This window comes from Pantoea sp. BAV 3049 (assembly GCF_009765445.1).
In the GTDB taxonomy this organism is placed as follows: domain Bacteria; phylum Pseudomonadota; class Gammaproteobacteria; order Enterobacterales; family Enterobacteriaceae; genus Erwinia.
The window spans coordinates 4,864,668-4,880,163 of sequence record NZ_WHOY01000031.1 but is presented as its reverse complement, the minus strand read 5'-3'; the positions used below and the strand labels follow the sequence as shown (position 1 = coordinate 4,880,163).

15 protein-coding genes and 1 pseudogene are annotated in these 15,496 nt (G+C 53.8%); 7 read left to right on the top strand and 9 right to left on the bottom strand.

Features of this window, described 5'->3' with window-relative positions; all coding sequences use genetic code 11:
- Nucleotides 1–66: 66 nt before the first annotated feature.
- Entirely contained in the window at nt 67–1,263 is a 1,197-nt protein-coding gene (locus tag GSQ70_RS24210) for a multidrug effflux MFS transporter (protein ID WP_158784898.1), read from the top strand.
- On the opposite strand, the gene dadX is transcribed toward GSQ70_RS24210, so the two are convergent.
- Entirely contained in the window at nt 1,260–2,330 is a 1,071-nt protein-coding gene (gene dadX / locus GSQ70_RS24205; RefSeq protein WP_158784897.1) for a catabolic alanine racemase DadX, read from the bottom strand. The genes GSQ70_RS24210 and dadX overlap by 4 nt on opposite strands.
- Nucleotides 2,331–2,359: 29 nt before the next feature.
- Nucleotides 2,360–3,655 carry a D-amino acid dehydrogenase gene (locus GSQ70_RS24200; protein WP_158784896.1) on the bottom strand — a complete coding sequence of 432 codons (1,296 nt, stop codon included), beginning with the start codon at nt 3,653–3,655 and terminating at the stop codon, nt 2,360–2,362.
- 525 nt (nt 3,656–4,180) lie between these two features.
- Between GSQ70_RS24200 and GSQ70_RS24195 the strand changes: the two genes are divergently transcribed.
- Nucleotides 4,181–5,716: a SpoVR family protein gene (locus tag GSQ70_RS24195; protein ID WP_158784895.1), complete on the top strand. Its 1,536-nt coding sequence runs from the start codon at nt 4,181–4,183 to the stop codon at nt 5,714–5,716.
- Nucleotides 5,717–5,758: 42 nt separating this feature from the next.
- Here GSQ70_RS24195 and fadR read toward each other — a convergent pair whose 3' ends face one another.
- Nucleotides 5,759–6,478 (bottom strand): fatty acid metabolism transcriptional regulator FadR, encoded by a 720-nt coding sequence (gene fadR / locus GSQ70_RS24190; RefSeq protein ID WP_158784894.1) that lies wholly within the window; start codon nt 6,476–6,478, stop codon nt 5,759–5,761.
- Between the two features lie 321 nt (nt 6,479–6,799).
- On the opposite strand from fadR, the gene dsbB reads away from it, so the two are divergent.
- Both dsbB and GSQ70_RS25840 read left to right on the top strand, forming a co-directional pair.
- Entirely contained in the window at nt 6,800–7,330 is a 531-nt protein-coding gene (dsbB, locus tag GSQ70_RS24185; RefSeq protein WP_158784893.1) for a disulfide bond formation protein DsbB, read from the top strand.
- A gap of 64 nt (nt 7,331–7,394) precedes the next feature.
- Nucleotides 7,395–7,568, top strand: a complete 174-nt coding sequence (locus GSQ70_RS25840) for a hypothetical protein (protein WP_199257358.1) — start codon at nt 7,395–7,397, stop codon at nt 7,566–7,568.
- A 130-nt stretch (nt 7,569–7,698) separates the two neighbouring features.
- Here the strand turns inward: GSQ70_RS25840 and GSQ70_RS24175 are convergent, their stop codons facing one another.
- The 4 genes and pseudogenes from GSQ70_RS24175 to GSQ70_RS24160 form a co-directional block, all read right to left on the bottom strand.
- Nucleotides 7,699–8,139 (bottom strand): YcgN family cysteine cluster protein, encoded by a 441-nt coding sequence (locus tag GSQ70_RS24175; protein WP_158784892.1) that lies wholly within the window; start codon nt 8,137–8,139, stop codon nt 7,699–7,701.
- 63 nt (nt 8,140–8,202) lie between these two features.
- Entirely contained in the window at nt 8,203–8,862 is a 660-nt protein-coding gene (locus GSQ70_RS24170) for a fumarylacetoacetate hydrolase family protein (protein ID WP_158784891.1), read from the bottom strand.
- Between the two features lie 67 nt (nt 8,863–8,929).
- A pseudogene (locus GSQ70_RS24165) lies at nt 8,930–10,018 on the bottom strand (lytic transglycosylase domain-containing protein).
- Nucleotides 10,019–10,107: 89 nt separating this feature from the next.
- Nucleotides 10,108–10,383 (bottom strand): YcgL domain-containing protein, encoded by a 276-nt coding sequence (locus GSQ70_RS24160; protein ID WP_158784890.1) that lies wholly within the window; start codon nt 10,381–10,383, stop codon nt 10,108–10,110.
- 158 nt (nt 10,384–10,541) lie between these two features.
- On the opposite strand from GSQ70_RS24160, the gene minC reads away from it, so the two are divergent.
- Genes minC through minE form a run of 3 tightly spaced genes read left to right on the top strand, consistent with a single transcriptional unit; the run spans nt 10,542 to nt 12,362 of the window.
- Nucleotides 10,542–11,234, top strand: a complete 693-nt coding sequence (gene minC, locus GSQ70_RS24155) for a septum site-determining protein MinC (protein ID WP_158784889.1) — start codon at nt 10,542–10,544, stop codon at nt 11,232–11,234.
- A 42-nt stretch (nt 11,235–11,276) separates the two neighbouring features.
- Complete coding sequence (gene minD, locus GSQ70_RS24150) at nt 11,277–12,089, top strand: septum site-determining protein MinD (RefSeq protein WP_158784888.1); 813 nt, start codon at nt 11,277–11,279, stop codon at nt 12,087–12,089.
- Nucleotides 12,090–12,092: 3 nt separating this feature from the next.
- Nucleotides 12,093–12,362: a cell division topological specificity factor MinE gene (minE, locus tag GSQ70_RS24145; protein WP_158784887.1), complete on the top strand. Its 270-nt coding sequence runs from the start codon at nt 12,093–12,095 to the stop codon at nt 12,360–12,362.
- A 53-nt stretch (nt 12,363–12,415) separates the two neighbouring features.
- On the opposite strand, the gene rnd is transcribed toward minE, so the two are convergent.
- Complete coding sequence (gene rnd / locus GSQ70_RS24140; RefSeq protein ID WP_158785456.1) at nt 12,416–13,522, bottom strand: ribonuclease D; 1,107 nt, start codon at nt 13,520–13,522, stop codon at nt 12,416–12,418.
- A 105-nt stretch (nt 13,523–13,627) separates the two neighbouring features.
- A complete protein-coding gene (gene fadD, locus GSQ70_RS24135) occupies nt 13,628–15,310 on the bottom strand; it encodes a long-chain-fatty-acid--CoA ligase FadD (protein ID WP_158784886.1) in 1,683 nt (560 codons plus the stop codon).
- Nucleotides 15,311–15,496 lie beyond the last annotated feature (186 nt).

Genomic DNA, 15,496 nt, shown 5'->3' with positions numbered 1-15,496 from the left:
CTTTTCTTTTTCCCCGCTAATCACTACCCTTTCCGGCTTGCTTTTTAATGGATGTCGCCTCCCTCGATGCAAAAATTCACCTTACTCCTTCTCAGCCTGGTGCTTCTGGCGCCACTGGGTATCGATTTGTACCTGCCCACCCTGCCCGGGATCGCTCTGGGGCTGGATACACCAGTCAGTAAAATTCAGACCACTATCCCGATTTTCCTGCTGGTGATGGGATTGGGGCAGCTGGTTGCCGGTCCGCTGGTGGATAACCTCGGCAGAAAACCGCTGGCGCTGGCCGGTCTGCTGCTTTATCTGCTGGGCAGCATCCTGGCGGCAACCGCCACCGGCTGGCCGCAGTTCCTTACCGCACGCATCATCCAGGGCTGTGCCGTTTGCTGTACTGCCGTGGTGGCATTCAGCGGCGTACGGGATCGTCTTGACGGCGACGATGCAGCCCGCGCATACGGCTTCCTCAATGGTGCACTTAACATCGTTCCGGCTCTTGCGCCAATGCTGGGCGGCTTTCTGGCTGATGCATATGGCTGGCGTGCACCGTTCTGGTTCCTGACCAGCTATGCTGTGGTTATTGGAGTGCTGGTGATCTGCTTCCTGCCCGAAACACGGCCTGCTGGCACTCTCGCGGTAAAAGGCATCCCGCTACGCCAGTACCGGGAGATCCTCCGGCAGCCGCGCTTCCTGGCTTTTGCGTTAGCGAACGCCGGTGCAATGGGCATGGTGCTGACCTATGTGTCTCTTGCACCACAGGTGCTGATGACCGAAGGCAAATTGAGCGCCCTGCAATTCTCCATTGCCTTTGGCGCGAATGGTTTTTGGATCATGCTGGTCAGCGTGCTGGTGAATAAAATGATCCGCAAGCTGGGGCGCCCGATTTGCCTGGCGATGGGTAGCGTGGCAATGGCGCTTGGTGCGCTGACGCTGACCGGAGGCATGCTGTTGCTGCCTGCAGCGTGGCAAACCAGCTGGGCGCTCTATATGTTCCCCGTGGCGATTTCTGTAGCAGGACTGGCCTTTACCGTTGGTCCGGCCACCAGCTATGCGCTGGAGCCATACAAGCAGCAGGCAGGCGTGGCTTCAGCACTTAACGGATTTATTCAGATGGCGGGCGGTTCATCAGCAGGTCTGCTGATGATGGCGATGCCGATAGCGGAGAAATCCATGCTGGCACTGATGATGGTGGCGGGTGCCGTGCTGACTGGCCTGGCGTGGATTTACAGTAAAAAAGTGCGCGGCACGCTGACCGCGCTCAACTCTTAACTGACCTGTACCGGTACTCGTGGTGCCAGAGCACACATCAGCTCATAGCCCACGGTACCGGCTGCTTCGGCAACTTCGTCAATCTTCACGTTGTTGCCCCACAGTTCAACCTGACTGCCGATGCCAGCCTGCGGACAAGGGGTCAAATCCACCGTGATCATATCCATCGAGACAGCGCCAACAACCTGCGTCCTTACGCCGTCAACCCAGACCGGCGTGCCGTTTGGCGCATGGCGCGGATAACCATCCGCATAACCACAGGCCACCACACCAATGCGCTGCTCGCCTGCTGCACGGTAACGTGCTCCATAACCCACACCGTCACCGCCCTTCAGCGTCTGCACGGCAATGAGCTCGCTGTTCAGCGTCATTGCCGGTTGCAGGCCACTGCTGGCGACATCCTGCCATTTCCCGCTCGGCGATGCGCCATACAGGATGATGCCGGGACGAACCCAGTGATAATGGGTTTCACGGTGCCACAATGTTGCAGCAGAGTTTGCCAGCGAACGTGGGCAGTCCAGCCCCTCAGCAGCATGATCGATGCGTTTCATTGGCTCAGTAATTCCCTGGCTGGTCTCTGCCTCAGCAAAGTGGGCCATTAGTGTCATCTCGCCAACGTTCTCCAGCCCCCTGAGTTTATGCCAGGCATGATTGACCTGCTCCGGCTGAAAACCCAGACGGTTCATGCCGCTGTTCATCTTCAGGTAAATATCCAGCGGCGCCGAGAGCTTCGCCTTCGCCAGCGCCTGAATCTGCCAGTTGCTGTGCACGCTGGTGGTCAGGCGGTAGCGATCGAGGATCGGAAGCTCATCGGCGTGGAAAAAACCCTCCAGCAGAAGAATGGGCTTTTTCCAGCCGCGCTCGCGCAGCAGGATTGCCTCTTCAAGGTTCAGCAGGGCAAAGCCGTCCGTATCGGAAAAACTCTGCCAGACGCGGTCAATGCCGTGTCCATAAGCGTTGGCCTTAACTACCGACCACAGCCGGGAATGAGGTGCAGCCTGGCGGGCAACCGCCAGGTTATGTCGCAACGCGCTGGTGTCGATAGTTGCGACAATCGGACGAGACATAACTTCTCCTGGTTCTCAATGCGTAAAGACTAGCGGGCGCCGTGCAGTGTCTCACCGGATACCGGATAAAACCCAGGCAGATAACGCATCACTGACAGGTCATCTGCGGCAATAGCTGGAGTCCGTCCGGAGATGATATCAGAAATCAGCTGGCCCGAGCCGCAGGCCATGGTCCAACCGAGTGTACCGTGACCGGTATTCAGATAAAGATTTTTTAACGGTGTCCGGCCGACAATGGGCGTACCGTCCGGTGTCATCGGCCGCAGCCCGGTCCAGAAGCTGGCCTGCTCAATATGGCCGCCCTGCGGAAAGAGATCGCTGATCACCATTTCCAGCGTTTCACGGCGGGCCGGTAGCAGTTTGGTGTTATAACCGACGATTTCTGCCATGCCGCCCACGCGGATGCGGTCATCAAAGCGGGTAATCGCCACTTTATAGGTTTCATCCAGCACGGTGGAGACCGGTGCCGCTTCGGCATCTTTAACAGGAATGGTCAGGGAATAACCCTTCAATGGATAGACCGGCACCTTCACAATATCATTCAACAGAGCAGTGGAATAAGAGCCAAATGCCACAACATAGGCATCCGCCTTAACAACCTCAGCTCCGCACTTCACGCCGGCAATCTGGTTACCTTCCTGCAGTAGCGCATCCACTGGGGTGTTGAAGCGGAAAGTCACTCCTGCTGTAGCGGCCATTTCCGCCAGGCGCCGGGTAAACAGCTGACAGTCGCCGGTTTCATCATTCGGCAAACGTAAGCCGCCGGTGAGTTTGTGCTGAGTGGTCGCCAGAGCGGGCTCAGCATCGGCAAGCTGGCTGGCTTCCAGCAGCTCATAAGGCACACCCGCCTCCTTGAGCACCGCGATATCTTTGGTGGCGCTTTCAAACTGCTGCGTAGTACGGAACAGCTGCAATGTGCCGCCCTGACGACCTTCATAGGCAATGCCGGTGTCCTGACGCAGCGCCTTGATACAGTCACGGCTGTATTCAGCAATGCGCACCATGCGGCTTTTGTTCTGCTGATAGTGCCGCATATCGCAGTTACGCAGCATCTGCCACATCCACTCCAGTTGAAAGCGGCTGCCGTCCGGGCGGATAGCCAGCGGCGCATGGCGCTGGAACATCCATTTGACCGCTTTCAGCGGCACGCCCGGGGCAGCCCATGGCGCGGCATAGCCTGGAGAGATTTGCCCGGCATTCCCGGCGCTGGTTTCCAGCGCGACGCCCGGCTGGCGATCGATTACCGTGACTTCATGCCCGGCCTGAGCCAGATACCAGGCGCTGGCCACGCCAACTACCCCACTCCCCAGAATCACAACTCGCATAACCACTCCAACGACGTTTAGAAAAGAAGATTAAACTGGCTGCAGGCCACAGCACCGGATGAATTGACTGCCTGCAACACACCAACATTACGCTGACATATTTCACATCTTTTTTACCCTGGAGGGGAATAAAAACAAGGCATCAGATCTAATTTGGAGTTAAATACTGCTTAATCTCCATTTTAAGCAGCATATCATCGCAAAAATGGCGTTTTTAACTTTTGACAGCAGATTGTCAGCACGCCATATTTTTATCTTATATACAGCATTTTATACTGTTATTTTTGCCATTATCTGCATTTCACCTCAGGTTAAAATGATTTTTCTCCGGCGGCTCTATTTTCTGTCGAAGATTTCAATTGTATTCGCCAAAAGGATCGGAGAGAGTGAACTATCATTGAAGTATTGGCTTTAATTCCAGGCTTGCCTGAGCACTGATTTTGCCGCGGCAGGTCGACATGAAAACGGATGTTTTGCCGCTACGTGTTGTAACGTCGAAAACCGGTTTTTAAAAAGGGGTGCGCTATGACGACTATCTTTGATGATCCCATTGCTGACAGCAAACGGTTGAGCGATGGGCCAGACTGGACTTTCGACCTGCTGGATGTGTATCTGGCGGAGATTGACAGAGTCGCCAAACTCTACCGGCTGGAAACCTATCCCCATCAGATCGAAGTGATCACTTCCGAGCAGATGATGGACGCCTATTCCAGCGTCGGGATGCCAATCAACTATGCGCACTGGTCGTTCGGTAAAAAGTTTATCGAAACGGAACAGCGCTACAAGCATGGTCAGCAGGGACTGGCGTATGAAATCGTCATCAACTCCAACCCCTGTATCGCTTACCTGATGGAAGAGAACACCATTACCATGCAGGCACTGGTGATGGCGCATGCCTGCTACGGGCATAACTCCTTCTTCAAGAATAATTACCTGTTCCGCAGCTGGACGGATGCCAGCTCGATTGTCGACTATCTTATTTTCGCGCGTAACTACATTACCCGTTGCGAAGAACGCTACGGCGTTGAAGAGGTTGAAAAGCTGCTGGACTCATGCCATGCACTGATGAATTACGGCGTGGACCGCTATAAGCGTCCACAGAAAATTTCGCTGGAAGAAGAGAAAGCGCGTCAGCAAAGCCGCGAAGAGTATCTGCAGAGCCAGGTTAATATGTTGTGGCGCACGCTGCCGCGGCGTGAAGTTGAGTCTTCTCAGGCGCAGGCGGCTCACTATCCTTCTGAACCTCAGGAAAACCTGCTCTACTTTATGGAAAAGAACGCTCCGCTGCTTGAACCCTGGCAGCGTGAGATTTTGCGCATCGTGCGTAAGGTCAGCCAGTATTTCTATCCGCAGAAGCAGACTCAGGTAATGAACGAGGGCTGGGCCACTTTCTGGCACTACACCATCCTTAATCACCTGTATGACGAAGGCAAAGTTTCCGAACGCTTTATGCTGGAGTTCCTGCACAGCCACACCAATGTGGTCTATCAGCCCCCTTACAACAGCCAGTGGTATAACGGGATAAATCCCTATGCGCTTGGCTTTGCGATGTTCCAGGACATCAAACGTATTTGTCAGGAGCCGACGGAGGAAGATCGTTACTGGTTCCCGGAAATTGCCGGCAGTGACTGGCTGGAGACGCTGCATTTCGCCATGCGGGAGTTTAAAGACGAAAGCTTTATCAGCCAGTTCCTCTCACCGAAGGTAATGCGCGACTTCCGACTGTTCACGGTGATGGACGATGACCGCAATAACTTCCTGGAAATTGCCGCAATCCACGATGAGGCTGGCTACCGGGCGATCCGTCAGCAGCTGTCAGCCCAGTACAACCTGAGTAATCTGGAGCCGAATATTCAGGTTTACGACGTCGACCTGCGTGGCGACCGCTCTCTGACACTGCGCTATGTACCGCAAAACCGTACACCGCTCGATAAGAGCCGCCGCGAAGTGCTGAAGCATGTGCACCGTCTGTGGGGCTTCGACGTGCATCTGGAACAGCAGAACGATGACGGCAGTACCGAAATCCTCGACCGCTGCCCGCCTCGCCCTTCCACACTGTGATTCTTCAGGAACAAAAAAAGCCGGTGAAAACCGGCTTTTCCTTTAGCGTCGCTGTGGCGACAAATCCGTTGGCATGCTGTTCTGCATCCCGTGCCAGATTTCTCCGCTGCGCCGTCCGTAGTCACGAACCGCGTCCACGATTTTGTCAAACTGTTCGTTCTGGCAGATGTTCAGCAGTTGCTGGTAGAAATCACGTGCCAGCTGGCGGGCTTCCGGGTTAGAGAAATAGTGGCGACCCACGCGGGTATACAGCCCCTTCAGCCCGTTCAGAATCAGACCGTAAATCGGATTGCCGGAAGCAAACGCCAGTCCGCGGAAGATGCTGTAATCCAGATCGGTATAGGCTTCCGCTTTATCTTCCACGCCCTGCGCAGTAGCCAGCACTTCTTTTGCCTTATCCGGATAGGTGCGGATCGCCCGGCGGATAAAGATGGAGGAGATATTGGTTCGCACGGACAGCAGGTTATCGATCAGTTGCGGCACGCTGTCATGATCCAGCCGGGCAAGCGTTTCCAGAATACTGAGACCCGATGTTTCCCAAAAATTATTCACCCGCGTCGGCTTACCATGCTGAATGGTCAGCCAGCCATCGCGGGCCAGACGCTGTAACACTTCGCGCAACGTGGTTCGGGTGACGCCAATCAGTTCTGAAAGCTCGCGCTCTGCAGGCAGAATGGACCCAGGTGGAAAGCGGCTGTTCCAGATGCTTTCAATAATATACTCTTCAGCGAAACCGGCAGGGCTCTGCGCCTTAATAACCATAGCGTTTTGTTTCCGTTGCGTTCAGGGCTGCAAAAATTCAGCTCATCATACCAGACGCCCCCGGCATCACATAGACCAACCCATCAGTCAAAATCACTTTCGCCCCGCAAATTTCTAAAAAAATTTAAGGCTTTCACTCTTACTGTAGCCCGCCACAAGTTTTAAGCTCACGCCAGACAACATCAGAGACTGGAGAAACACATTTCATTACAAGTCATACAGGCTTATGCCATTTTCAGACCTAAATTTTATGCTATCTGGCTGGCACAGCGACACTTTTAGTTTACACTGCCGGTTCAACGCCCATTACATGGATTGACTATGTTGCGATATTTGAATAGCTGTTCACGCGGCCGCGGAGCCTGGCTGCTACTGGCCCTGACGGCTTTTGTGCTGGAGATGGTTGCGCTCTATTTCCAGCACGTGATGCTGCTGAAACCCTGCGTGATGTGTATTTATGAGCGCTGTGCGCTGTTTGGCGTGATGGGTGCGGGTCTGGTGGGCGCAATCGCCCCGAAAACCCCGCTGCGCTGGGTAGCGATCCTGCTGTGGCTGTACAGCGCTATTGAAGGTTTGCGCCTCTCCTGGGAACACACCATGATCCAGCTGCATCCCAGCCCGTTCGTCACCTGTGATTTTGCCGCTCGCTTCCCGGGCTGGCTGCCACTGGATAAATGGCTGCCGTCGGTATTTGTGGCAAGCGGTGACTGCGCAGAAAAACAATGGTCACTGTTCACGCTGGGAATGCCGCAGTGGCTGATTGTCATTTTTGCCGTATTCCTGGTTGTCGGGCTGCTGGTGCTGATTGGACAGTTCTTCAAACCGAAAAAACGCGATCTGTTTTCGCGCTAACTCTGGAAGGACGACGATCCCGCGACTAAGCTGAAGTTACGCATAATTCAATGATGGGATCGTCATGAAAAATCTCGCTTTTGTACTGGCCCTTGCCTTTTCTTCCGCCGCCCTGTCGGGTTGTGCCTGGCAGAATGATGATCTGCACAGCGCGCCGCCTGCGCCACCAAGCGGGCAGCAGCCGCCAGGTGCACCGGGCGGCAGTGGACCGGTCGGCCAGCCACAGGCTGGCGGCTGATTCAGCAAGCTAAATACGGCGAATGAAAACCGTAAAAAAAGCGTTATCCATGACCAACGGTAAAGCCGTCATGGATAACGCTTTTTTTGTCTTTATAAGCCATCTGTAATCTCAGACAAGCAGCGATTTTTCAGCGATGGGGCCGGTTGATAATATGGTCTTCCCAGTCACGCACTTCACTTTCCCGCACTGCAATATGCCTGACAGAGATACGCTCGGCGTGCATAGCCGCCTTGGAACCTGTACGCAGCGGGTGCCAGACGGGCAGATTTTTGCCTTCAGCCAGCACGCGATAGGCGCAACTGGGCGGCAGCCAGGAGAAGGTTGGCAGGTTTTCGCGCGTTAACTTGATGCAGTCTTCTTCATAGTCAAAGCGGCGCTCATAGTTACGGCACTGGCAGGTTTTAATATTGAGCTGGTTACAGGCCACGTTGGTGAAATAGATTTCATCCGTGTCGGCGTCCTGCAGCTTGTTCAGACAGCACTGGCCACACCCATCACACAAGGATTCCCATTCCTCATCACTCATTTGTTCCAGCGTTTTCCGCTGCCAGAAAGGGGTATCAGTCATGTTGGTGTCTCATTTAAGTAAAAGCCCGCACCTTATAAACAGTTCGGGCTTCAGATGCAAGTCTTACAGGACGCGGGTGGCCACACCATGTCCGCCCAGCGACACTTCAAGCTTATCGCCAGAGACCATCGGACCCACGCCTTCCGGTGTGCCAGTCAGGATAATGTCGCCCGCGCGCAGAGTGAAGAATTTACTCATATAGGCAATCAGCGGCAGTATTTTATGGATCATATCTTCCGTACTGCCGTGCTGGCGCACTTCGCCATTCACCACCAGTTTCAGATCAACGTTTTGCGGATCGGCGTCGAATTCGCTGGCCGGAATAAAACCGGAAACAGGACAGGAGTTGTCAAAGCCTTTGGCCTTTTCCCACGGCTGACCAGCTTTTTTACAGCCTGCCTGCACGTCACGCAGTGTCAGATCCAGCGCCACACCATACCCGGCAACGGCTTTGGCAACATGCTCTTCAGAGGCGTGCTTCAGCGTGGAACCAATCAGCACGGCCAGCTCCACTTCGTGGTGAACCGCGCCCAGGTCTTTTGGGATCGACAGCGGCTGGCGGATATCGCACAGCGCCGTTTCCGGCTTGATAAATAATACTGGCTCAGAAGGCGTCGCGCTGCCCATCTCTTTAATATGCTTTGCGTAGTTACTGCCGACACAAACTACTTTGCTCACCGGATAATCCAACAACGCGCCCTGCCAGTTATGATGCTGATACATACTGTTCCCCTGCCTGTGTTGAGAGAGGATGCCTGAAGAGGCATCGTTCCGTTACTGTTAGCCTGCATTATTGTGCAATAGCGTCGGCCATCATGCCGATACTGATGGCAAAATAATAAGACCGATTCCAGTGCATGATGGTGCGGAAATTGTCATAAACCATGAATGCACGGCCTGGCACATCATCCGGGGTAATAATCCACGCACGCTGGCTGGGCTCTGGCAATGCTGCATCGCTGTTCATGCGAACGCCCAGCTTCTGCCATTCCCCTACTGTTTTGGCCTGCGCGTCTTTCAGCCCCGCCTGTTCCGGTACAAAGTCTGGCGGCAGGATCGCTTCCCTGCCCCAGCTCTGCCCTGGTTTCCAGCCCTCTTTCGCCAGATAGTTGGCGGTCGAAGCAAACACATCGTCGACGTTATTCCAGATATCGATTTTACCGTCGCCGTCGCCATCAGCACCGTACCGCAAGAACGAACTCGGCATAAACTGATTCTGCCCCATCGCTCCGGCCCACGAGCCTTTCATCTGATCCGCCGTGATATGCTGTTGCTGAATAATTTGCAGCGAGGCCATCAGCTCTCTGGTAAAGAAGGCTTCGCGACGCCCCTCAAAGGCCAGCGTGGACAGCGCGGATACCACATCTTCCTTACCCTGAATCTTGCCGAAGCTGCTCTCCATTGCCCAGAGGGCAACGATATATTGCGACTGCACGCCATACCGCTGGCTGACCGGCATCAGTTCACCCTGATAGCGCTGCGCATTATCCCGGGCCTGCTGGATTTTCCACTGAGGCAGCACGCGAGTCAGGTAGTCGCTGAGCGTCACCTTCTTCTCTAACTGGTTGCGGTCCGAAGAGATGACATGATCGACAAAATGCACATTACTGAAGGCTGCATCAATGGTTTGCTGATCGATACCCTGTTGTCGGGCCTACTGTTTAAGCTGCTCGACATAGCCCGGAAACTCTGCCGGATCGCGCCCTTGAGCAGCCAGTGTAGTTTTGCCTGCCGGTTGTAGAAAACCGCCATGAGTAGCAGGCCTGGCGGCTGATTGGGCAGAAGCTGACGCTTGCGGCGCAGGGGCTGCGCTGTTTTTGCTGGCGCATCCTGCAAGGATCAGGGAGAAAATAAGGGTGTTGAGGGATGAAAGCTTCATGCGGCATCCTTTTTTGATGAATCTCCGCCACAATTAAAATCCAGCTTTGTGAGCCTGCAGCGGAGATATATTTTGCAGACGAATCCTAATTAATTCTTTTTATCTTTTTCCAGATGGCTCTTGAGCAGATTTTCCAGCGGAGGAGGAACCTGTAAATAATAGCCCTGCTCTTCAAGTGAAGCCTTCACTTTTGCCAGGTCAGCATTGACGAGGCGCTTGCTGCCGTCGAGCGGTAACATCATCGCCAGCTGGGGTTTACCGAATCCCTGCATCAGTTCAGCAGGAACACGTGAGAAATCGTCTTTTTTTTCAACATACAGATATGTCTGGTCACGTTTGGAGCTTCTGTAGATCACACAAAACATATTTTTTACTCGAATTAACCTGGATGGTGACTTGCCTGAATATAGCAGTAACTATAACATGCTTGCAGAACTTCGGAATATTGTCTCAACGCGATTAAATGTCGGCCTGACTGGCATAATTTAGCGGGGAGATGAAATAACAGGACTGAGCGGGACAGATGTCACAAACGCCAATCGAGTTAAAAGGCAGCAGTTTTACTCTGTCTGTTGTTCATTTACACCACAGCGATCCGGAAGTGGTCAGTCTGGCGCTGCAGGATAAGGTTAGCCAGGCCCCAGCCTTCCTGAAAAATGCGCCTGTTGTGCTCAACGTGGCTTCCCTGACCAGTGAAGTCAACTGGCGGCTGATGCAGCAGGCTGTGACTTCCGCCGGGCTGCATATTGTTGGCGTCAGCGGGTGTAAAGATGAGTCACTGAAGCGCGTGATTGGCCGGGCAGGTTTGCCGCTGCTGTCAGAGGGCAAAGAGCAGAAAAAAGCCGTTGAAGTGGTCGAACCCGTCAAATCTGTTGAAACGCCTGCGGTCAAAACGCGAGTGATCAACACTCCCGTTCGCTCCGGCCAGCAGATTTACGCCAAAAACAGTGATTTGATCGTTACCAGCAGCGTCAGCGCCGGTGCCGAACTGATTGCCGATGGCAATATTCATATTTACGGCATGATGCGCGGCAGGGCTCTGGCCGGTGCCAGTGGCGACCGCGAGTGCCAGATTTTTTGTACCAGCTTGTCAGCAGAGTTGGTCTCCATTGCCGGTGAGTACTGGATCATGGACCAAATCCCTGCTGAATTTTTTGGAAAAGCGTCGCGTCTTTGCTTAAAAGACGGCGTCCTGACTATACAGACACTGAACTGAGCCAGGCTCATGAGCCCTTTCTTTTCTTAAGGAAATTATTTTATGGCACGCATTATTGTAGTTACATCGGGTAAAGGAGGCGTGGGCAAGACCACGTCCAGCGCGGCCATCGCTACCGGTTTAGCCCAGAAAGGTAAAAAAACCGTGGTGATCGATTTTGATATCGGTCTGCGTAACCTCGATTTAATCATGGGCTGTGAGCGCCGCGTGGTATATGACTTCGTCAACGTCATTCAGGGTGATGCCACGCTGAACCAGGCGCTGATTAAAGATAAGCGCACCGAAAACCTCTACATTCTTCCTGCGTCACAGACCCGTGATAAAGATGCGCTGACCCGTGACGGCGTGGAGAAAGTGCTGAACGACCTCGGCACCATGGATTTTGATTTTATCGTCTGTGACTCTCCGGCAGGGATCGAAACCGGTGCGCTGATGGCGCTGTATTTCGCTGATGAAGCGATCATCACCACCAACCCGGAAGTCTCTTCCGTACGTGACTCCGACCGTATTCTCGGCATTCTGTCTTCCAAATCTCGTCGTGCGGAAAATGGACAGGATCCGATCAAAGAGCACCTGCTGCTGACCCGTTACAATCCGGGTCGCGTTAACCGTGGCGACATGCTGAGCATGGAAGACGTGCTGGAAATCCTGCGTATTCCTCTTGCCGGTGTCATCCCTGAAGATCAGTCAGTGCTGCGCGCCTCGAACCAGGGTGAGCCTGTTATTCTGGACGCAGAATCAGATGCGGGTAAAGCCTATGCTGATACCGTCGACCGTATTCTCGGTGAAGAACGTCCCTTCCGCTTCATTGAAGAAGAGAAGAAGGGTTTCCTGAAACGCCTGTTTGGGGGATAAACCATGGCCTTACTTGATTTCTTTTTATCCCGTAAAAAGAGCACAGCCAATATCGCCAAGGAACGGCTGCAGATCATTGTGGCAGAACGCAGGAGGGGCGACAGTGAGCCCCATTATCTGCCACAGCTGAAAAGGGATATTCTGGAAGTCATCTGCAAATACGTGAAGATTGACCCTGAGATGCTCAGCGTGAAGCTGGATCAGAAGGACGACGACATTTCAATTCTGGAGCTGAACGTCACGCTTCCGGAAGCGGAAGAAGCGCCGAAATGATCCACTTCTTCTCCTGATTTTCCCCTGCTTTTGTGCAGGGGAAAGTTGTTTCCTCAGTCTTTCAGGATCTCCGCGATCCCGTCACGCAGCAGTTCGCCCCGCCAGCCATCCAGCAGTTCCGGTTTTCTGTCACGCGGCTTCAGCTGCCAGTGCCAGTTCAGCAACTGGTTAATCTGCCGGCGTGAAGCGAGTAATTCCTGACTGACACCGTTTTTCTCCGCAACGACCGCCATCAGCGCTTTCATCGATTTGAAAATTTGTTTATAGCCCGGATAGTCGACCAGATTCGCCACCGGCTGCGGCAGCTCGCTTTCATCCAGTTCACTGGCTCTGGCAACCATCGCCACCAACGCTTTACCGTGGAAGCGGATTTCCTGACCTGCCAGACCAAGATGATCAAGCTCACCCAGCGAGCCGGGCATAAAGCGCGCAACTTTCCACAGGTTCTCTTCGCGGACCACAAAGTTCACCGCCATGTCTTTCTCGCGAGCCAGCTCAAGCCGCCACGCAGCCATCAGGCGCAGCGCAGCAAGTTGACGCGGGCGCAACTGCCAGGCATTGGTAATATCGCGCCAGGCCTCCTGGGGATCGACAACGATCTGACGACGCTGGCACAGCAGTCCGCACTCATTCAGCGCGGCATCAATTTTGCCAGAGGCTTCCGCTTCAGCCATCAGCTTTTGAGCAATCGGCAGCAGGTAATAAACATCGGCCGCCGCATACTGGCATTGCTTTTCAGTCAGTGGACGCGCCAGCCAGTCAGTACGGGATTCACTTTTATCCAGTGCAATACCGGTGAATGACTCAACGATTGTCGCAAACCCGCAGGAGAGTGGACGACCGGTGAAGGCAGCCAGAATCTGGGTATCGATCATCGGTGTTGGCAGCACGCCATATTCATGCAGGAATACTTCGAGATCTTCACTGCCCGCATGCAGAAACTTGATCACGCCGGTGTCGATTAGCAGATCGTGGAACGGTCCCCACTCGGTAATGGGCAGCGGATCGATCAGCGAGATAGTCTCGCCGTCATAGAGCTGGATCAGCCCAAGGCCGGGATAATAGGTTCGGGTACGGACAAATTCGGTATCCAGGGCTACTGCGGGTACCTGGCGGGCAGCCTGACAAAGTTCAGCCAGCGCCTCGTTGGTGGTTATCATGGTGTAATTCAAGGTGATCCTTACGCTGTGGCGTCTTGCGCCTCAGTCAATCAATAAAAACGCCGGCTTAACCGGCGTTTAAACACTCAACGTGAACAGAAGCTGTTAACTGGCTTTGGCCGTTTTCATTGCTTCGTCACGCAATTCACGTCGCAGAATCTTCCCGACGTTAGTTTTCGGTAGCTCTTCCCGGAACTCAACAAGTCTGGGGATTTTATACCCGGTGAGATGTTTCTTACAGTGGGCAATCAGCTCTTCTTTGGTCAGCGAGTCATCTTTTTTCACCACGCAAACCTTCACCGTCTCCCCGGATACCTCATTAGGCACGCCAATGGCAGCAGCTTCACGCACTTTCGGGTGGAGCATCAGCACATCTTCAATTTCATTCGGGTAGACGTTAAAACCGGACACCAGGATCATGTCCTTTTTACGGTCAACAATGCGGATGAAGCCTTCATGGTCAACGGTAACAATATCGCCGCTGTGAAGCCATCCATTTTTCAGCACTTCATCCGTCGCATCTGGCCGATGCCAGTAGCCCAGCATCACCTGCGGCCCTTTGATGCACAGCTCACCCGGTTCGCCTTCGGCCACTTCGTCACCCTGATCGTTCACCAGCCTGATATCGGTAGACGGGACCGGCAGACCAATGCTGCCGCTATGGTAGCGAATATCATAAGGGTTAACCGAAACCAGCGGTGAACACTCTGTCAGGCCATAGCCCTCCAGTAGATAGTGGCCGGTCAGTTTTTCCCAACGTTCGGCGACGGCTTTCTGCACTGACATCCCGCCCCCCGCCGACAGGCTGAGGCTGGAAAAATCCAGCTGCTGGAAATCTTTATCATTGAGCAGCGCGTTGAACAGCGTATTCACGCCGGTAATTGCCGTGAAGCGGACTTTTGACAGCTCCTTCACCAGACCGGGTATATCGCGTGGGTTGGTGATCAGCAGGTTGGCCCCGCCCAGATCGATAAACAGCAGGCAGTTCACCGTCAGCGCAAAAATATGATACAGCGGCAGCGCGGTTACCACCGTCTCTTTGCCATCCTTCAGCAGTGAACCGTAGGTCGCTTTGGTCTGTTCCAGATTGGCCTGCATATTGCGGTGGGTAAGCATCGCACCTTTGGCAACGCCGGTGGTACCGCCAGTGTATTGCAGGAAAGCCAGGTCATCATTGACGATTTCAGGCCGCACATATTGCATCCGGTAACCTTTCTGCAGCGCGCTGCGGAACGAGATGGCATCCGGCAGATGATATTTCGGCACCAGCCGCTTGATGTATTTCACCACGAAGTTCACCAGCGTGGCTTTCGCCGGGGAGAGCTGATCGCCCAGACGGGTCAGGATAACGTGTTTCACCTGCGTTTTGGCGACGACTTTTTCCAGCGTGTGAGCGAAATTGGAGACGATGACAATCGCGCTGGCACCGCTGTCATTAAGCTGGTGCTCCAGCTCACGCGGCGTATAAAGCGGATTCACATTCACCACAATCATCCCGGCCCGGAGAATACCAAACAGGGCAATCGGGTATTGCAGCAGGTTTGGCATCATCAGCGCCACGCGATCGCCCTTCTTCAGCCCCAGACCTTGTTGCAGGTAAGCAGCGAAGGCACGACTGCGCTCTTCCAGCTTACGAAATGTCATCGCCTGCCCCATATTGATGAAGGCTGGCTGATCGGCGTAGCGTTTAGCCGCTTGCTCAAACAGATCGATAAGGGACGTATAGCGGTCAGCACTGATCTCTGCCGGTACGTCAGCCGGATAACGGTTTAACCAGACCTTATTCAAGGAAACACCTCGGAAATTATTATTCGTTGTCATCGCAAGCCCGTCTGAACGCTTTTATTAACATTATTTTAACTCAGCGTACCAGTTAGCTCATTTCTCTGTTGCGAGGTTGCGAAGCCCATCACTAAATTTATCTCATCCTGAGACAACCAATAAAAAACGACCCGGCAACTGAGGTGCAGCCGC